The sequence below is a fragment of the Streptomyces hainanensis genome (assembly GCF_004348415.1).
Classification (GTDB): Bacteria; Actinomycetota; Actinomycetes; order Streptomycetales; family Streptomycetaceae; genus Streptomyces; species Streptomyces hainanensis.
In genome coordinates, this window is record NZ_SMKI01000008.1 from 1 (window position 1) to 17,157 (window position 17,157).

20 protein-coding genes are annotated in these 17,157 nt (G+C 69.6%); 12 read left to right on the top strand and 8 right to left on the bottom strand.

The window, feature by feature from the left end:
- The first annotated feature begins 95 nt into the window (after positions 1-95).
- Positions 96-947: a fumarylacetoacetate hydrolase family protein gene (locus E1283_RS01355; protein WP_132815661.1), complete on the top strand. Its 852-nt coding sequence runs from the start codon at positions 96-98 to the stop codon at positions 945-947.
- Here E1283_RS01355 and E1283_RS01360 read toward each other — a convergent pair.
- Complete coding sequence (locus E1283_RS01360; protein WP_132815662.1) at positions 934-1,392, bottom strand: ATP-binding protein; 459 nt, start codon at positions 1,390-1,392, stop codon at positions 934-936. The genes E1283_RS01355 and E1283_RS01360 overlap by 14 nt on opposite strands.
- 149 nt (positions 1,393-1,541) lie before the next feature.
- On the opposite strand from E1283_RS01360, the gene E1283_RS01365 reads away from it, so the two are divergent.
- From E1283_RS01365 to tmk, 8 genes are all read left to right on the top strand, one after another.
- On the top strand, positions 1,542-2,408 hold the full coding sequence (locus E1283_RS01365; RefSeq protein WP_132815664.1) for a helix-turn-helix domain-containing protein: 867 nt from the start codon (positions 1,542-1,544) through the stop codon (positions 2,406-2,408).
- On the top strand, positions 2,405-2,602 hold the full coding sequence (locus E1283_RS01370) for a DUF397 domain-containing protein (RefSeq protein ID WP_132815666.1): 198 nt from the start codon (positions 2,405-2,407) through the stop codon (positions 2,600-2,602). The genes E1283_RS01365 and E1283_RS01370 overlap by 4 nt, the downstream gene beginning before the upstream one ends.
- 89 nt (positions 2,603-2,691) lie before the next feature.
- Positions 2,692-2,928: a hypothetical protein gene (locus E1283_RS01375; protein ID WP_132815668.1), complete on the top strand. Its 237-nt coding sequence runs from the start codon at positions 2,692-2,694 to the stop codon at positions 2,926-2,928.
- A 2-nt stretch (positions 2,929-2,930) separates the two neighbouring features.
- A complete protein-coding gene (locus tag E1283_RS01380; protein WP_132815670.1) occupies positions 2,931-3,446 on the top strand; it encodes a DUF6879 family protein in 516 nt (171 codons plus the stop codon).
- A complete protein-coding gene (locus E1283_RS01385) occupies positions 3,430-4,305 on the top strand; it encodes a helix-turn-helix domain-containing protein (RefSeq protein ID WP_132815672.1) in 876 nt (291 codons plus the stop codon). Before E1283_RS01380 ends, E1283_RS01385 begins: the two co-directional genes overlap by 17 nt.
- A 175-nt stretch (positions 4,306-4,480) precedes the next feature.
- A complete protein-coding gene (locus tag E1283_RS01390) occupies positions 4,481-5,641 on the top strand; it encodes a radical SAM protein (protein WP_132815674.1) in 1,161 nt (386 codons plus the stop codon).
- Positions 5,634-6,215, top strand: a complete 582-nt coding sequence (locus E1283_RS01395) for a 3'-5' exonuclease (RefSeq protein WP_132815676.1) — start codon at positions 5,634-5,636, stop codon at positions 6,213-6,215. Before E1283_RS01390 ends, E1283_RS01395 begins: the two co-directional genes overlap by 8 nt.
- A complete protein-coding gene (gene tmk, locus E1283_RS01400; RefSeq protein WP_132815678.1) occupies positions 6,193-6,834 on the top strand; it encodes a dTMP kinase in 642 nt (213 codons plus the stop codon). Before E1283_RS01395 ends, tmk begins: the two co-directional genes overlap by 23 nt.
- Positions 6,835-6,954: 120 nt before the next feature.
- Here tmk and E1283_RS01405 read toward each other — a convergent pair whose 3' ends face one another.
- Genes E1283_RS01405 through E1283_RS01430 form a run of 6 tightly spaced genes read right to left on the bottom strand, consistent with a single transcriptional unit; the run spans position 6,955 to position 12,363 of the window.
- Positions 6,955-8,031: a cytochrome P450 family protein gene (locus tag E1283_RS01405; protein ID WP_243744526.1), complete on the bottom strand. Its 1,077-nt coding sequence runs from the start codon at positions 8,029-8,031 to the stop codon at positions 6,955-6,957.
- A gap of 44 nt (positions 8,032-8,075) precedes the next feature.
- Positions 8,076-9,416 (bottom strand): cytochrome P450 family protein, encoded by a 1,341-nt coding sequence (locus E1283_RS01410; protein ID WP_132815682.1) that lies wholly within the window; start codon positions 9,414-9,416, stop codon positions 8,076-8,078.
- The gene (locus E1283_RS01415) at positions 9,413-10,012 is read right to left on the bottom strand and encodes a GTP-binding protein (RefSeq protein ID WP_243744527.1); all 600 of its coding nucleotides are present in this window, start codon (positions 10,010-10,012) and stop codon (positions 9,413-9,415) included. The genes E1283_RS01410 and E1283_RS01415 overlap by 4 nt, the downstream gene beginning before the upstream one ends.
- Positions 9,990-10,337: a DUF742 domain-containing protein gene (locus E1283_RS01420; RefSeq protein ID WP_132815684.1), complete on the bottom strand. Its 348-nt coding sequence runs from the start codon at positions 10,335-10,337 to the stop codon at positions 9,990-9,992. The genes E1283_RS01415 and E1283_RS01420 overlap by 23 nt, the downstream gene beginning before the upstream one ends.
- Positions 10,334-10,771, bottom strand: coding sequence for a roadblock/LC7 domain-containing protein (locus tag E1283_RS01425; RefSeq protein ID WP_132815685.1), 438 nt, complete (start codon positions 10,769-10,771; stop codon positions 10,334-10,336). The genes E1283_RS01420 and E1283_RS01425 overlap by 4 nt, the downstream gene beginning before the upstream one ends.
- The gene (locus E1283_RS01430) at positions 10,768-12,363 is read right to left on the bottom strand and encodes an ATP-binding protein (protein ID WP_132815686.1); all 1,596 of its coding nucleotides are present in this window, start codon (positions 12,361-12,363) and stop codon (positions 10,768-10,770) included. Before E1283_RS01430 ends, E1283_RS01425 begins: the two co-directional genes overlap by 4 nt.
- Before the next feature lie 440 nt (positions 12,364-12,803).
- On the opposite strand from E1283_RS01430, the gene E1283_RS01435 reads away from it, so the two are divergent.
- Complete coding sequence (locus tag E1283_RS01435; protein WP_243744532.1) at positions 12,804-14,528, top strand: ABC transporter ATP-binding protein; 1,725 nt, start codon at positions 12,804-12,806, stop codon at positions 14,526-14,528.
- A gap of 61 nt (positions 14,529-14,589) precedes the next feature.
- Positions 14,590-14,922, top strand: a complete 333-nt coding sequence (locus E1283_RS01440; protein WP_132815690.1) for a heavy metal-responsive transcriptional regulator — start codon at positions 14,590-14,592, stop codon at positions 14,920-14,922.
- A gap of 50 nt (positions 14,923-14,972) precedes the next feature.
- On the opposite strand, the gene E1283_RS01445 is transcribed toward E1283_RS01440, so the two are convergent.
- Complete coding sequence (locus tag E1283_RS01445; protein WP_132815692.1) at positions 14,973-15,935, bottom strand: helix-turn-helix transcriptional regulator; 963 nt, start codon at positions 15,933-15,935, stop codon at positions 14,973-14,975.
- Between the two features lie 63 nt (positions 15,936-15,998).
- On the opposite strand from E1283_RS01445, the gene E1283_RS01450 reads away from it, so the two are divergent.
- Positions 15,999-17,141 carry an epoxide hydrolase family protein gene (locus E1283_RS01450; RefSeq protein ID WP_132815694.1) on the top strand — a complete coding sequence of 381 codons (1,143 nt, stop codon included), beginning with the start codon at positions 15,999-16,001 and terminating at the stop codon, positions 17,139-17,141.
- The last annotated feature ends 16 nt before the right edge of the window (positions 17,142-17,157 follow it).

Consider the following 17,157-nt stretch of genomic DNA (forward strand, 5'->3'; position numbering starts at 1 on the left):
GGACGGGCACCCGGCGTTCGCACCCGTGACGCCGACGCCGACCGGGTGGTACGCATGGGGCAGCCGTTGTCCTCGACCAATGGAGCCACCGCGACATGCGATTCGTCCGCCTCGGCGAGCCCGGCGCCGAACGTCCCGCCGTCCTCGACGACACCGACCAGGCGCACGACCTGACCCCGCTCACCCCCGACATCGACGGCCGGTTCCTCGCCGCCGACGGGATCGCCGCCACCCGCCGGGCGCTGGCCGCCGGCGAGTTGCCGGTCATCGCGTCCGAGGGCCTGCGACTCGGCCCGCCGCTGGCCCGCCCCGGCGCCGTGCTGTGCGTCGGCATGAACTACGCGGCGCACGCCGCCGAGTCGGGCAGCGCGCCGCCCGAGCAGCCGGTGATCTTCTTCAAGACCCCGAACACCGTCGTCGGCGCCCACGACGCGGTGCTGATCCCCCGCGGCTCCGAGAAGACCGACTGGGAGGTGGAGTTGGCCGTCGTGATCGGCCGCCGGGCCCGCTACCTCGACTCGCCGGCGGAGGCGCTGGCCCACGTCGCCGGCTACACCGTCTCCAACGACGTCTCGGAACGGGCCTTCCAGACGGAGCACTCGGGCGGCCAGTGGTCCAAGGGCAAGTGCTGCGAGACGTTCAACCCGCTCGGGCCCTACCTGGTGCCGGCCGACGAGGTGCCCGACCCGCAGGCGCTGCGGCTGCGGTCGTTCGTCAACGGCGAGATCCGGCAGGACTCGTCGACCGCCGACATGATCTTCTCGGTGGCCACCCTGGTGCACCACCTCAGCCAGTACCTGGTGCTCGAACCGGGCGACATCGTCAACACCGGCACCCCGCAGGGCGTCGCGCTCTCCGGCCGCTACCCCTATCTCGCGCCGGGCGACGTGATGGAGATCGAGATCGAGGGGATCGGCCGCCAGCGGCAGGTGCTCACCGCGGCCTGAGCGGAAGCCAACACACCAGTTGCTTGCCCAGAGGCGTTACCCGCACCTGCCAACCGGGAGCGAGGTAGTCCACCAGGCCAAGGCCGCGCCCCGACTCGGCGACGTCGTCGTCCAGTGGCATGGCCGAACGCTCGGGCAGCCGGTCCGCGTCGGGGTCGTGAACCTTCACCCAGACCCCGGCGGGCCCGGCGTCGACCTCCACGACCAGCGGCACGTGATCACCGCAGGCCCGCACCGAGTTGCCGATCAACTCGGAGGCGACCAGCTGCACGTTGTCGCACATCCCCGCGTCAACGCCGGCCTCGCGCAGCGTCAGCGCCGTCAGCTGACGCACCAGACGCAGGTGGGCGGCTGAGGCCGACAGGTAGGCCGCGAACCCTATCGTCCGCGGCTTGACGTAGAAGCCCTGCGCCGCGATGACCGGCTGCTGGAACGTGTGAAGCACAACTGCCTCCTACCTGCGGCGCTTTGGCCGCTCCACCTCAGCAGCCAAGAATGCCCATTTTCCCATGAGGCCGCAACCTTTCTCATTCATTCGAATGAAGGACCAGCCCAACCAAGTCGAATTGCAGCAGGAGGTGTAAGACTGCGGCCATGACCCATCAACCCTTCGAACCGACCTTCCGCCACCTCCGCCTGGGCACGACTCTGCGGACCTTGCGCACCCAGGCCGGCATGACGCTGGAGGGCGCGGCCACCGCCGTGGGCTGGCAAACGCCCAAGCTGTCGAAGATCGAAAACGCCCGGCAGCAAGTCCGCCCCGCCGAGGTCACGGCGTTGCTCGGCGTCTACGGGGTTACCGATCCTGACGCTGTCACCGCGTTGGAGAACCTGGCCCGCGATGCCCGCAGGCGGGGCTGGTGGCAGAACTACCGCGCCGTGGTTTCGCGGGCATACACGGACTACATCTCGCTGGAAGACGAGGCGGAGCGAATTTGCGAGTGGTCGCCGCTGCTCGTTCCCGGCCTGCTGCAGACCGCCGCTTACGCGCGCGAGACGATCGGTGCCGCAGCCAGTTCCACGCCACCCAACGAGGTCGCCGCGCTCGCCGAGGTACGCCAAGCCCGCCAAGCGGTGCTGTCGCGTCCCGACCGCCCGCTTCAGTTCTGGGCGATCGTCCACGAAGCCGCCTTGCACCACCGGTTCGCCATCCGACCTACTGTCATGCGCGAACAACTACAGCGCATCCTGGATGCCGCTGAGTTGCCCAACGTCACCGTCCAGGTCATGCCGCTGGACTCCACGCCCCATCCCGGCATCGTGGGCGGCTTCTCGCTGGTCAGCTTCCCCGGCTCCATTCCTGACGTCGTGCTGGTGGAGAACCTTGGAGGCGACATCTACCTTGAAGGAGACGCCACCTCGCCCTTCACCACCGCAGCCCAGCGCATTAGCGCTGCTGCCCTGTCGGTGGAGGACTCGCTGGTACGCATCACACAGCTGAAAGAAGGACACCGGAAGTGAACGAAGCCCAACCAAAGTTGCGCTGGCGAAGGGCTACGGCCAGCGGGCCGCAAAACAACTGCGTGGAGGTCGCCAACCTCCCGCCGCGACAGGTCGCGGTCCGCGACTCCAAGGACGTCGAGCACGACTGCCTGAGATTCCCCGCCGGCGAATGGTCGGCCTTCCTGGGGGCTATATCCCGGGGCACGCTCTGACGGCACCCAGGCGCTGTTGACGGCCAGGACCGCCTGCGTCACGATGAACGAGCAACTTTCTTTGACTTGGAGCAAGGAAGGATCAAGCCGTGCGCGCTCACTTCCTGGGTAAGGACCCCGAGTCCATGGAGGGCGAGTCCCCCACCCTGTTCGCCACCGACCGCACCGACCGCGTAACGTACATCGCGCAGGGATGGAAGGTCACCGACCCCCAGGTGCTCGCCGACGTCGGCCCGGTGCCCGACCACGAGACCCTGATCGAAATCCCGGAGGAAGTCCTCAAAATGTACGCCCGTCGCTACCTGGAGCGGGAGGGAGAGCTCTGAGCTTGCTCATCGGGGACGACTTCAGCAAGCTGTTCCGCACCTTCGAGCACACGGCGTTCCGCTTGGAGGTGCGGGAGAGCTATAACGCACCGCGTGAGGTCGAGTCATTCCGACGGTTCCGAGCTGGCGAGCCGGTTGACTTGTCATGGGCCGAGACCTGGTTCAGCATGATTCGCCAGGCGACCGCGGAGGGCCGGCGCTTCGCACGAGTGCGCGTCGTGAGCGTGCCACTCTCGGACTACAGCCGCTTCGGCCTATGGGCGGCTCACCACACCTGCGATGCGGGCGAGGACATTCGCTATCTTCCCCGTGATGTAGCCGAGCGGCTTGATCTACCCCATCATGACTACTGGCTGTTCGACTCACGCAAATTGGTGCGGATGCACTTCGATGAAGCCGACAAGTTTCAGGGCGGCGAGATCATTATGGATACCGCCGAGATCGTACAGCACAACCATTGGCGCGATGTAGCCCGGCACCACGCCATTCGACGGGACGATTTTGAGGCCAAGGTCTAGTGGTTCGAGCGGGGTCGAGGAAGCCAGAGGCGCCCTAGGTCAACGACTCCGCGAGCTCCGCCGTCAAGCGCACCTCAACGGCAAAGAGCTTGCGGAGTCGTTGTCGTGGCAGCCATCGAAGGTCAGCAAGATTGAAAACGGCAAGCAGACGCCCACCAACGACGACATCAAGGCGTGGACGCGGGCAACGAACGCCGAGCCCGAGACAGAAGCCCTCCTAGCCTCGCTGCACACGCTTGAGGTCCAACATGCTGAGTGGCAACGAGTACTCAAGGCCGGGATGGTCGGCCACCAGCTTGAGCTGTCCGAGCAGGACGCCAGGACCAAGCTGTATCGGTCGTTCGAGCCGGCCGTAGTGCCTGGGTTACTTCAGACAGCCGAGTACGCGCGCGCGTTGTTCTCAAGGGCCGTCACAGTACATCGGGTGCCCAACGACGTTAGTGATGCCGTGGCAAAAAGGATGCTACGGCAAGAGATGTTGTATCGCGCCGACAAAGCGTTTCACTTCGTCATCACCGAGGGGACGCTCCGCAACAGGGTTTGTTCGGTAGACATCCTACTTGGACAACTTGACCGCCTGGTTTCGCTGACCTCACTGCGGAACGTGCGTCTTGGAGTCATCGGGTACGAAACACAGTACGTTGTCGATCCTCGTCACGGCTTCATGCTGTACAACTCCGAACTCGTGCGGGTCGAGACTTACTCCGCCGAGCTGAACCTTCGGCAGCCACACGAGATCCATCTGTACACATCGACGTTCGAGAAATTGGCTGCCGTCGCCAGCTACCGCGGGGCTGCGCGGGCGATCATCAACCGGGCCATCCATGACCTGACGCCTGACCAGCCCGAGGACGGCTAACTGGCAGTAGTTCCGGCTTGCGTTGGCGCTGGCTCGATCTTGCTTTCACCTTCACACCTTCGTGGGCTTGCAAGCAATAGCTAGCAATTTGCTTTTCAGCTCCGATACTCCTTCCTACTCTCCCGTCAGGGACGCCGAACCGCGTCCGTCCTCAAGGGATTCGGGAGTCAGCCAGGTGGTCACCCATGTTGCCCTGCTGAGCAGGGATCAGATCGATCAACTACCGGAGCGCGCCCGCGAAGTCGTGGAGTACCGCAAGAGCGGCCTCAGCCTGAACCACATCCAGGGTTGCCCGCTGGACTGCGCGTACTGTATCCGGCACACCTACGGCCTGTGGGACCAGCGGGTACCGCGAGCGCTCATGTCCGATGCCCAGGCCGTCGAAGAGCTCGTGACTCATCGGTACTTCCAGCCGCACGTGACCCCGGTACAGGTGTTCAACCGGGCCACGGACCCGTTCCTGCCGGTCGTCCGGCCGCACACCCTCGCTGTGCTGGAAGACCTGGACGAGCTCGGGCTGACCAATCACGTCCTGATCATCACGCGGCACCAGATGAAGCCGGAAGACATCGAGCGCCTGAACCAGCTTCGGTACCTGAAAGTGACACTGCTGTTCACCTACTCCGGCATCGAGAACTCGGACATCGAGCCTTATCCGTCGCATGTGGCCGCCGAGTCACTCAAGCTCATGAGCAGGCCGGCGCATCGCCGGTATCGGACAGTTCTGTACTGGCGTCCGCTGGTGCCTGGTCTCAACGACTCACCGGAACACCTCGATTCGGCGTACCGGCTGGCTGCTCACGCCGACGCGACAGTGTTCACTGGCCTCTTCTACCGGAACGAGATCGCGGACTACTACAAGGCGAACGGCTTGCCCGAGCCGTACGACGACACCGCGCGCCGCAAGATCGTGCCCGAGACGCTGGAACAGCGCGTGCTCGCCACGTTCGACGCCGCAACCCCGTTGTTCCGTAAGACCTCGTGCGCGGTCGCCTACGCGCATGGTCTGCCGGACTACAACGGCCACTACGGCATTGGGCACGAGCTGTGCGATATCTGCCCGTTGAGTCAGCTTGAGCTCTGCGCCAATGCCCATCGCCCCCCGTCACCCGAGCGGTTGCGGGAGGTCGCCAGCACCTTGCCCGAGGCTCGTGGTCTTGTGGTCGTGGACATCACCGAGCGGGCGGCCGTGGTGTCTGGCCTGGAGATCGAGCAGCCGCGCTACTACCTGCAACACTCACTCGGCTTCCAGGTGCACGACGCGCGCCACCCGCACCGCGAACGTCGGCATGGTCGCGCCGACATCGGATGGAAGGACGAGAGGCAAGATGACTGACTGGACGAGCGTGAGCTTCGTGGTCGTGGACGTCGAGGGCAACGGCCAGCAGCCGCCGGACCTGGTGGAGGTGGCCGCCGTACCGATCGTTGGCGGAGTCATCGGGGAGCCGGTGAGCTGGCTGGTTCGTCCGGAGTCGCCTATCAAGTTCTACGCCACCAGGATTCACGGCCTGACCAACCAGGACGTTGCCGACTGCCCGACCTTCGAGACAGTCAAGGTGGATGTCCTTCACGCCTTGTCGCACCCGGCGCTCATCGCGCACAACGCCCACGTCGACCTGGACGTCCTCCAGCGGAAGATGACCGGCTGGGAACCGCCGGAGGTCTTCGACACGCTCAAGCTCGCCCGCCGGTTGGTGCCTGGTCAACGCGGTTACCGGCTTGGTGAATTGGTCGAGGCGTTCGGCCTCGCCGATGGTCTGCCGGACGACCTCTCGCCCCACCGTGCGACCTACGACGCGCTGGTTGCCGCCCGGCTGTTCGTCCTGCTCGCCACCAAGGCGCACGACTTGGAAGAACTGCGCAGCCAGCGACCAGGAGAGGGCGAGGATGAACATCCGGCGCTCTTCTGACCACCACCGCGGCTTGTTCGTCAGCGTCGACGGGCCGAGCGGCGCCGGGAAGTCCACGATCGTGCACCACCTGGCGCAACTGCTCGTGGCCGCCGGCGAATACGTTCACACCACCGCGGAGCCCAGCGACGGCCCTATCGGCGCACTATGCCGCGAGGTGACCGAGTCGACCACCGGACACGCCCTGGCCTGCTTGTACGCAGCTGACCGCTACCACCACCTTCAGGCGGAGGTCCGGCCGAACCTCGAAGTCGGCCGCATGGTCCTGAGTGACCGCTACATCCCGTCCGGCCTGGTAATGCAGCGCTTCGACGGCGTTGATCCGGCCTTCCTCTGGCGCGTGAACGCCGAGGCTGACCGGCCCGACCTGGCCGTGATCCTGGAAGCTGCCCCCGAGGTCATCGCGGAGCGGCTGAGCGAACGCGGCCCGCATAACCGCTTCCAGATCTCGCCCGGCAGCAGTCACGCCGAGGTCCGCTTTTACCGGCCGGCCACTGAGCGGTTGATCCAAGCCGGTTTCGACGTGCTGCGGGTGGACGTGAACCACCTGCCTCCCGAGCAGTCCGCAGCGCTCATCCGTGACCGCCTGCTCACCTTCTTCGCTTCCGCTGCGGGGTGAGGCCGCGCCTTTCCATGCGGCCGTGTGGTGCTCACGGAGCACAACCCGGCTCGGCCGTCACCGTTCCCCCCGAGAAGGAGCGGTGACGGCCGAAGAAACGTTTTTTCGCCTTATCGGCGGTCAGGCCAGATAGACCGGGATCTCCGCGTTGCCCAACGAGATCAGCGAGTCGACCTGCCGCAGCTCGGTCTTCGCCAGCCGCATCGCCGGGAAGCGGTCGAAGAGCGCCGGCAGCGCGGTGCGGGCCTCCAGGCGCGCCAGTGGGGCGCCCAGGCAGTAGTGCGCGCCGTGGCCGAAGGCCAGGTGCTCGCCGGCCGGCCGGGTGATGTCGAAGCGGTCCGCGGTCGGGCCGTGCTGCTCGGGGTCGGTGCCGGCCGCGAACAGGCCCATCAGGATGGGCTGGTTGGTCTCGATGACGAGGCCGTCCTCGATCTGGATCGGCTCGGTCGCGTAGCGCAGCGGCAGGTTGGCCACCGAGGGCGCCCAGCGGAGCGTCTCGTCGATCACCGCGTCCCAACTCGCCTCGCCCGAGCGGACCATGGCCAGCTGCTCGGGGTGGGTGAGCAGCGCGTGCACCGCGTTGCCCAGCAGGTGGACGGTGGTCTCGTGCCCGGCGGTCAGGATGAGCAGCAGGGTGTCGAAGAGCTCTTCCTCGGTGAGCCGGTCGCCGTCCTCGTCGCGGGTGCCGATCAGGGCGCTGGCCAGGTCGTCGCCCGGGTTCTCGCGCTTCTCGGCCGTCATCTCGCCGAGGATCCGGTAGAGGCTCTGGTACGCCGTGCCCATCTCCTCGGGGGTGGCCGAGGTGCGGAACAGGAAGTCGACGGAGTGCTGGAACTCGGCCCGCGACTCCTGCGCGAGGCCGTAGAGCTCACAGATCATCCGGATCGGCAGCGGGTTGGTGAAACCGCCGAAGAGGTCGGCCGGTTGGCCGGCCGGCGTGGCGGCCAGGCCGTCGAGCAGCTCGGCCGTGATGCTCTCGACCCGCTCCGTCATGGCCACGGTGCGGCGGTGGGTGAAGGCGGGCGCCACCAGCCTGCGCAGCCGGGTGTGGTCCTTGCCGTAGGCGGTGAACATGTTGTTCGCCGCGACCCAGAGGTAGAGCGACCAGCCCTCGGGTATTCGGCCGGCCTGGAAGTCCGGCCAGTGCTGGCTGGCGTCCTTGGAGACCCGGGGGTCGGTGAACAGCCGCTTGGCCACGGCGTGCCGGGTTATGAGCCAGGCCTCGACGCCCCCTGGGAGGGTTATCGGGACTGCGGGGCCGGTGTCGCGGAAGGCTGCGGACTCGGTTCGGATGTCGCTTCCGCTGGGGTCGATGACTCGAGGTTTGAGGTCCACGGGCTGGTTCCCTTCTGATCCGGGGCGATCGGCGTGAAGCGGGCGGGCAGGGCGACCAGACCCCGGTGGAAGGGTCCTGGCCGCCACGACAGCTCTTCATAGGGAACCGACAGCGTGATGTCGACCAGCCAACTGGTCAGTCGGTCGATGGCGGTGGTCGCGATCATCACGGCCGGCTGCTTGGCCGGGCAGCCGTGCGGCCCGGCGGCGAACGCCAGGTGGGCGCCGGCGTCCGCCCGCGAGCCGGGCGGCAGTTCGGCGGCGGCTCCCGCGTTGGCCGCGGCGTAGGAGACCAGGACCGGGGTGCCGGCCGGAATCCAGGTGCCGTGCAGGTCGACGTCACGACGGGGGAAGTGGGTCGAGTAGTTGGCCATCGGCGGGTCGTTCCACAGGACGTCGACGACGGCGTCGGACGAGGAGAGCGAACCGGCGGACAGCGTGCGGTAGTAGCGCGAGTCGGAGAGCATCCTGGCCAGCGCGTTGCCGATGAGGTTGGAGGTCGGCTCGTGGCCGGCCGTGGTCACCATCAGCAGCTGCCAGACCAGCTCCTCCTCGGTCAGCTCGGCCGGGTGCTGGAGCAGCCAGGACGTGAGGTCCTCGCGAGGCTGCTCCCGCTTGAGCGTCGTCAGGTTGCCCATGTAGGCGTTGAGGTCGTTTATGGCCGTGATGGCCGCCTCGGGCGCGCTGGAGTCCATCAGGCTGGTCATCGCCGAGACCAGCCGGGCGCTGTAGGAGTCCGGCAGGCCGAACAGCTCGTTGAAGATCAGCAGCGGCAGCACCCGGGCGTACTCGCCGATCAGCTCCGCCTCGCCGCGCTGCGCGAAGTTCCGGATCAGCCGGTCGGCCGACCTGTGCACCATCTCGCGCAGGTCGTGCGGCTCGATCAGGTCGAGGCTGTCGGTGACCGCCTGCCGGTAACGGGCGTGCACGTCCCCGTCGTTGAAGAGCAGGTTGGGCCGCCAGGCCATCATCGGCATGATCTGGCTGTCCTGCGGGACGGTGTGCTGCCACACCCGCGGGTCCTTCGAGTACGTCTCGGTGTCGTGCAGCACCTCGAGGGCCGCGCGGTAGCTGGTGACCAGGGTGGCGACCACCCCGGGCGCCAGCTCCACCGGGGCACACGCGCCGAACTCGCGCAGCCGGGTGTAGACCGCGCGCGGGTTCTCGGCGAAGTCCGGCCCGTAGAGGGGGACCGGGCCCCGGGCGTCGGCCGTTTGCGGTGCGGGCCCCGGTGTTGGGTGGGTCACGACTGCTCCAGAACGGGAAGGTTCAGCAGATGCTCGGCGAGCCCCAGCAGCGCGGCCAGGGAGGAACTCCGGTCGCGCGCGTCGCAGGTGATGAGGGGGGTCTCCGGGGCCAGGTCGAGGGCCTGCCGCAGCTCCTCCTCAGGGTACTGGGGCGAGTCGGGGAAGATGTTCAGCGCCACCGCGTAGCGGATCTCCTGCTCCTCGATCAGCCCCATGACCTCGTAGGAGTCGGCGATGCGCCGGGTGTCGGCCAGTATCAGCGCCCCGAGGGCGCCCTGGGTCAGGTCCTCCCACAGGGCGTGGAACCGCTTCTGGCCGGGTGTGCCGAAGAGGCAGAGGGCCAGGTCGTCGCTCAACGACATGCGGCCGTAGTCGAGTCCGACGGTCGTGGTGGTCTTGTCGCGGACCCCCTCCAGATGGTCGACCACCGCGCCGGTGGCGGTCATGACCTCCTCGGTGCGCAACGGCGGGATGTCGGAGAGGGTGTTGATGATCGTGGTCTTGCCGACGCCGAACGGGCCGCTGACGATGACCTTCACCAGGCGCTGGTCAGGGTTGCGCAGGTAGATGCCACTACTGGAGCGCTCGGAGTCCACGGATCACCCTTTCAAGGAGCTGCTGGTCTGGCATGCGGTCGTCCTGCGCGGGGGTGGGCGCTCTGACGATCAGCCAGCCCTCGTCGAAGAGGTCGCTGACCACGACCTTGACGAAACTGACGGGCAGGGAGAGATGGGCGGCCACCTCCGCCAACGGCAGGGCTCCGTCGAGCAGTATCTCCAGCACCCGCCGACCGGCGGGGGACAGGCTGGCGGGCACCTGGTCGGTAGCCGCGCGCAGCACGGTCAGCCGGTCGAGCACGTTCCGGCTGGGACGGGTACGGCCGCCGGTCCACACGTACGGCGGAATCAGCCGCCGGTTCATGCCGGGAAGCCGTCTCCGCCGCCGAGGTCGGAGCGCGGCGGGCTGCCCATGGCCTTGCCCAACGTCTGGACCTGCTTCTGCATCTCGTAGCTCACGTTGTCCATGGCCACGTTGGGGCCGGTGAACACGGCGAGATAGGTGTTCTCGGCCGCCGGGATCACGAACACGTAGCCCTCGTACGTCTCGACCATCACGAGGCGCAGCAGGGAGCGGCCGCCGAAGTAGGTGTGGCTGGTGCCGCGGCTGGAGGCGAGCAGGGAGGCGAGCACGGCGGACAGCTTCTCGGCCGTCTCCGCCTCCAGGCCCGAGTGGGCCTCGAAGAAGCCGTCGGCCGTGACCACCATCGCGTGCTGGACGTTGGGGATCTCCAGGATGGGTGTCAGGACGAACGACAGGTCGACCTTCGGCCTGCTGACGGGCACTCGGGCATTCATCGGCTATCCCTCTCTGACTGATCCGCATCATCTGCGGGGGTGGCGGCGGGCTCCTCGCCGATCTCCGCGCGCCCACGCGCCGTGCCACGCTGCAGCGCGCCCATCCGGGACGCGGCGTCCTCGGGGTCGCGGTGGTACATGTCGGGCGGCGGCGGGCTCTGCGCCGCGTGCCGGCCCGACCGCTCGGGGCGGCGGTGCCGGCGCTGGGGCAGCCCGGACAGCGTGCCGCCCGCCTCCGCCTCCGCCGCCGGGTCCGCCGCGTGCGGGTCGTCGACGGCCTCGGGCGCCGGTGCCTGGCTCACCGGCCAGGCGGTCGGCGGCGCCTCGGCGGGCGGCACGGGGGCCATCGGCGCCGACGGCGCCACCGGGGAGCCGAACGAGGCGGGCGCGAAGCCCAACGGGGCCATCGAGGCCGGGGACTGGGACGACGCCGTCCGCATGGTCGGCGGCGCCGGCACGTAGGGCACCGGGGCCGTCGGCAGGTGGGGCGCCGCGCCGGTCGGCGCGGGGCTCGGGGTGATCAGCGAGCGCGGCGCGTCGCCCGAGACGGCGTGCAGTAGGTCGCCGGGGATGAACAGCACGGCCTTGATGCCCGCGTAGTGCGAGGGCTCGACGGAGACCTTGAAGCCGAACTGCTTGCAGAGCTGGCCGATGGCCGCGAAGCCGGTGGCCGGCGGGTCGCCGAGCTCGGAGAGGAAGACCTTGGCCTCGCCGGTGAGCAGCCGCCGTGCCTTGCCGAACTCGTCGGCGTTCATCCCGATGCCCGCGTCGTTCACCACGACGACGGCGCCGTTGTGTGCCTGGTGCAGGCCGACCTCGACCGGCAGCGAACCGTGCGAGTGGTGCACGGCGTTGGCGAGCAGTTCCGCCACCACGACGGCGACGGACTCGGCGGCCCGGTCGGCGACGGCGACGGCGCGCGGCAGGTGGTTGTCGATCCGCACCCGGTCGTAGCTCGGGATGCGGGAGCTGGCGCCGAGCACGAGGTCGGGCAGCAGCGTCTTGGTCCGCACGAGGCCGGCGCCGGCGCCGCAGACCACGCGGGTGGCCTGGAGGCGGCGCAGGATCTGCTCGTTGAGGTAGTCCAGAGCGGCCAGCTTCTCGGCGAGGTCGGGATCGTCGTACTTGTGCAGCAGTTCGTCCACCGCGGTCTGCATCTGGTAACACATCGTCTGCAGTTTGGTGGTCGCACCGCGCATCGCGGACTGTGCCGCGCCGTCGATCCGGGCCCGTTCGTCGAGAATCGCCCTGGTCGCCTGGTCGAGGACGGTGTCCAGGGTCGCCCCCGCGGCGCCGCCCGCCAGCTCGGGTTGCAGGGGCCCCGGCACCCGGATGTGGGGGTGTCGGGAGTTACGGGCCAGGGCGGGCATCCGGGTCTTGGCCAGATGGCCGATCTCGGCCCACATCATCTGCTCGCGCCGCTCGGCCTCGGACAACCGGCCCCGCAGTACGGCAAGCTCCGCGTCCGCGGTGTCCGCCCTGCGCCGGAGGCCCACGACCATCCGACGTCGGGGTGGCCAGAGGACGGCGAGGAACACCGCCGCCACCGAGGCCACCACGAGGCACGCCACCGCCGCCGCCGGTATCTGCATGGTTCAACTCCCGAGAAAATGCGACGTGGATGCACACAGCGCCCAGGCAACCACCCGGGAGTCGACCGAGCACACCAACCCCGGCCGGGGAGCTCGCCACAGCCGACCCACCTGTTCAACGCGCGCCACGGGGGTGCCGGTTCGCAACGCCAGGGCAGCAGGGGCCAAATTCAAACAGTCGCCATCCCAGCACGCAAGGCGGCGGCCGTTGTGTGCTGGCCGAGTGGGGCGTGCGCCGGCGCAAACAACCCGCAGAGCGCAAGCCGCGTCTTCACAAAAAGGAGGGGTGGTGAGCGCCCCCGGTCTGAAAGGCTTCTCGCGTGGCCACCACCAGCACGGACTCCGCACCCGCCCCGTCCGCCGACTCGCCGACCGCCCCACCGACACGCCCGCCGTCCGAGGCACCGTCCGATCGTCGTACGGACCCGCCGGCCTGGCGGGTGCTCCTCGGATATGTGCGGCCGCACCGTGGTGCGCTGCTGGCCGGCGCCCTGCTGTCGCTGGTCACCAGCGGCACCGGGCTCGCCCTGCCGCTGGTGGCCAGGAGCCTGATCGAGAACCTGTCGGACGACGGCCCGATCGGGGCCGCCCTGGTGTTGATGAGTTTCCTGGTGATCGCCAACGCGGGAGTGGGGGCCCTGGGTTCCTACGTGCTCCAGCGCACCGCGGAGTCGGTGGTGCTGACCGCCAGGCGCTCGCTCATCGGCCTCCTCATCCGGCTGCGGATCTCCGCGGTGGACGGCACGGAGCCCGGCGACCTGCTCTCCCGCGCCACCTCGGACACCACGCTGTTGCGCGCCATGACCACCAACTCGCTGGTCGGCTTCGGCACCGGCGGCCTCACGCTCGTCGCCACGCTGGTGATGATGTGCTTCGTCGACCTGGTGCTGCTCGGCGTGACGCTGACGGTGATCGCGCTGGCGGCCGTCGTGATCGGCCTCATCGTCCCGCTGATCAACCGGGCGAGCAAGCGGGCCCAGGAGTCGGTGGGGCAGATGGGCGCGGCCCTCGAAAGGGTGCTCGGCGCGCTGCGCACGGTGAAGGCGTCGGGTGCCGAGCGGCGCGAGGAGGAGGCGGTGCGCCGGGCGGCCGAGGCGTCCTGGCGGGAGAGCGTCCGGGCCGCCAAGTGGTCGGCGCTGGCCGGCAACACGGCGGGTCTCTCGATGCAGATCGCCTTCATCACGGTGCTCGCGGTGGGCGGTGCCCGGGTGGCCACGGACAGCATCTCCGTCGGCACGCTGGTGGCCTTCCTGCTGTACGTCTTCTATCTGATGGCCCCGATCCAGGAGGTCGTGCAGGCGGTCACCCAGTACCAGGTGGGCGCGGCGGCGATCAGCCGGATCCAGGAGGTGGCGGCGCTGCCCGCCGAGCCGGACGGCGGCGCGGTGCCGGCGCCGGCACCCGGCGCGGCCCTGGCGCCCGCCTCGGTCGCCTTCGAGAATGTGCGCTTCCGCTACGCGGAGGGGTTGCCTGAGATCCACCACGGCGTCACCTTCACCATTCCCTCACGCGGCATGACCGCCTTCGTCGGCCCGTCGGGAGCCGGCAAGACCACCGTCTTCTCGCTCATCGAGCGGTTCTACGACCCCACCGAGGGCCGGGTGTCGGTGGACGGCGTCGACGTGGCGGCCTGGGACCTCACGGAGCTCAGGGGCGCCATCGGCTACGTCGAGCAGGACGCGCCGGTGCTCTCCGGCACGCTCCGGGAGAACCTGCTGTTCGGCGCCCCCGACACCGAGGAGGAGGCGCTGCGGGAGGCCGTGCGCACCACCCGGCTCGACGGCCTGGTGTCCCGCCTGCCGGACGGCCTCGACACGGTGGTGGGGCACCGCGGCACCAAGTTGTCCGGCGGCGAGCGGCAGCGGGTGGCGATAGCCAGGGCCCTGCTGCGCCGGCCCCGGTTGTTGCTGCTCGACGAGGCCACCTCCCAGTTGGACGCGGTGAACGAGGCGGCGCTGCGCGACACGGTGGCGGAGGTGGCCAGGGAGACCACGGTGCTGGTGGTGGCCCACCGGCTGTCCACGGTGACCTCGGCCGACCGGATCGTGGTGATGGACGCCGGCCGGGTCCTGGCGGTCGGCACCCACGGCGAACTGGTCGCCGGCAGCCCGCTCTACGCGGAGCTGGCGGCCACTCAGTTCCTGGCCACCGCGGAGCTCGGCTGACCTGCGGCGGGGCGCCCCGTGGCCGAATCCCGGCTCTTGCCACGTCCATATCCTTGGAGACATGCGTATTGGCACGCTGGCACACGCCGCAGGGGTGACCGCCAAGACCATCCGGTTCTACGAGCGGGCCGGGTTGCTTCCCGAGCCCCCGCGTACGCCCTCGGGGTACCGGGACTACCCGCCCGAGAGCGCCGACCGGCTGGTCTTCATCCGGGGGGCCCAGGCGGCCGGGCTCAGCCTGGCCGAGATCCGCGACGTGCTCACCATCCGGGACAGCGGCCAGCCGCCCAACGGCGCGGTGGCGGACCTGCTGGCGGCGCAGTTACGTCAGATCGAGACCCGGCTGGAGGAACTGACGCTCGCCAGAAACGCGTTACGCGAGCTGGCGCGCTAGTCGGCCCGCCGCGGTCGGCCCGCCGCGGTCGGCCCGCGCGGGGGCGGCCGTCACCGGCTCCCGGTCCCCGACGCCGCCCGGAGGCGGTCGGCCAGCACGCCGATCCGCTCGACCAGTTCCGGCGGCTCGTGCGCCTCGAACCCGACGTCCGCCAGGGCGACCCACACGACGATCTCGTCGAGGCTGTTCGCGCCGCACCTGAGGACGCAGGTCTCCGCGTCGAGCGGCTCCACCGTCCCCACCGTCGGCGCGATGCGCCGGGCCACGGTCTGCGCCGGGGCGTGCAGGGTGAGGCGCGCCCGGTAGCGGTACGGAGCGCTGGAGACGGCGCGGGAGGTGTAGGCCGCGAGGTCCTCGGCCGGCGGGTCCCGGGGGGCGAAACGCGGCCCGTTCGGCGTCCTCGGCCGCAGCCGGTCGACCCGGTAGGTCCGCCAGTCCGCCCGGTCGACGTCCCAGCCCACGAGGTACCACCGGCGCCCGGAGTGCACGAGGCGGTGGGGCTCGGTCGCGCGGCGGCTCTCCTCCCCCTGGTGCGAGCGGTAGTCGAACCGCAGCACCTCGTGGTCCCGGCAGGCCGCGGCGATGGTGGTCAGTACCTCGGCGTCCACCGGTGCCGCCCCTCCGGCCATGGGCACGGTCATCGACCGCAGCGCGTGGACGCGGCGCCGCAGGCGTGGGGGCAGCACCTGCTCGAGCTTGGCGAGCGCCTGTACGGACGCCTCCTCGATCCCGGCGACCGAGCCGCCGGCGGCCGTCCGCAGCCCGACCGCGACGGCGACCGCCTCGTCGTCGTCGAGCAGCAGCGGGGGCAGGTCGGACCCGGCGCCCAGCCGGTAGCCGGGGGTGCCGGCCGTGGCGTGCACGGGATAGCCCAGTTCCCGCAGTCGGTCCACGTCCCGCCGTACGGTGCGCGTCGTGACGTCGAGCCGCGCCGCCAGCTCCGGGCCCGACCAGTCCCGGTGGGCCTGGAGGAGGGAGAGCAGTCTGAGAAGTCGAGCCGAGGTCTCCAGCATGCGCTCCATCCTGCCGTCCCCCTAGGACCGAATCCGTCCTAGCCGGCTCCTAGCGTTCCGGGCATGACGAGCACGAGCATCAACCCGTTCCGCATCGACGTTCCGCAGGCCGACCTCGACGACCTCCGCGACCGCCTGGCCCGCACCCGCTGGCCTGACGAGCTGCCCGGCACCGGCTGGTCGTACGGCGTCCCCACCTCGTACGCGAGGGAGTTGGCCGAGTACTGGCGGACCGCGTTCGACTGGCGGAAGCAGGAGGCGGCGCTCAACGCGTACCCGCAGTTCACCACCGGGATCGACGGGCAGAACATCCACTTCCTGCACGTCCGCTCCCCCGAGCCGGACGCGCTTCCGCTGATCCTGACGCACGGCTGGCCGGGCTCGGTCGTCGAGTTCACGAAGGTCGTCGGCCCGCTCACCGATCCCCGTGCGCACGGCGGCGACCCGGCCGACGCCTTCCATGTGGTGGCGCCCTCGCTGCCCGGTTTCGGGTTCTCGGGGCCCACCCGCGAGACCGGTTGGAGCCCGAGCCGGGTGGCCCGCGCCTGGGCCGAGCTGATGCGCCGCCTCGGCTACGACCGGTACGGCGCCCAGGGCGGCGACACCGGCGCGGTGGTCTCCCCCGAACTCGGCCGCGTCGCGCCCGAGCACGTCGTCGGCGTCCACGTCAACGGCGCGCTGGGCTTCCCGACCTTCGCCCCCGACGAGTCGGAGGGGCTCACCGCGGCGGAGTTGTCCCGGCTCGCCGAGTACACGAACCAGGACCGCGCCGGCTACGCCATGATCCAGTCCACCCGCCCGCAGACGCTGGCCTTCGGCCTGCACGACTCCCCCGCCGGCCAACTGGCCTGGATCGTGGAGAAGTTCAAGGAGTGGACCGACCCCGCCCACGAGCTTCCCGAGGAGGCCGTGGATCGCGACCAGTTGCTCACCGACGTCACCGTGTACTGGCTCACCGGCACCGCGGCCTCGTCCGCCCGCCTCTACCGGGAGGGCTCGGCCGACTGGGGCCGGCCCGTCGAGCGGTCGGAGGTGCCCACCGGGGTGGCGGTGTTCCCCGGCGACGCCGCTGTCCGCCGTGTCGCCGAACGCGAGCACCACGTCGTCCACTGGTCGGAGTTCGACCGGGGCGGCCACTTCGCCGCGATGGAGGCGCCCGACCTGCTGGTCGCCGACGTCCGGGCGTTCTTCCGGCGGGTCCGCTGACCCTGCCCCCTACCGG

Excerpts from the sequence above, each read along its gene's own strand:
- E1283_RS01445 (WP_132815692.1), bottom strand. The coding sequence starts at position 15,935 with ATGCTGGAGACCTCGGCTCGACTTCTCAGACTGCTCTCCCTCCTCCAG.
- E1283_RS01355 (WP_132815661.1), top strand. The coding sequence starts at position 96 with ATGCGATTCGTCCGCCTCGGCGAGCCCGGCGCCGAACGTCCCGCCGTC.
- E1283_RS01365 (WP_132815664.1), top strand. The coding sequence starts at position 1,542 with ATGACCCATCAACCCTTCGAACCGACCTTCCGCCACCTCCGCCTGGGC.
- E1283_RS01430 (WP_132815686.1), bottom strand. The coding sequence starts at position 12,363 with ATGCAGATACCGGCGGCGGCGGTGGCGTGCCTCGTGGTGGCCTCGGTG.
- E1283_RS01425 (WP_132815685.1), bottom strand. The coding sequence starts at position 10,771 with ATGAATGCCCGAGTGCCCGTCAGCAGGCCGAAGGTCGACCTGTCGTTC.
- tmk (WP_132815678.1), top strand. The coding sequence starts at position 6,193 with ATGAACATCCGGCGCTCTTCTGACCACCACCGCGGCTTGTTCGTCAGC.
- E1283_RS01395 (WP_132815676.1), top strand. The coding sequence starts at position 5,634 with ATGACTGACTGGACGAGCGTGAGCTTCGTGGTCGTGGACGTCGAGGGC.
- E1283_RS01420 (WP_132815684.1), bottom strand. The coding sequence starts at position 10,337 with ATGAACCGGCGGCTGATTCCGCCGTACGTGTGGACCGGCGGCCGTACC.
- E1283_RS01440 (WP_132815690.1), top strand. The coding sequence starts at position 14,590 with ATGCGTATTGGCACGCTGGCACACGCCGCAGGGGTGACCGCCAAGACC.
- E1283_RS01450 (WP_132815694.1), top strand. The coding sequence starts at position 15,999 with ATGACGAGCACGAGCATCAACCCGTTCCGCATCGACGTTCCGCAGGCC.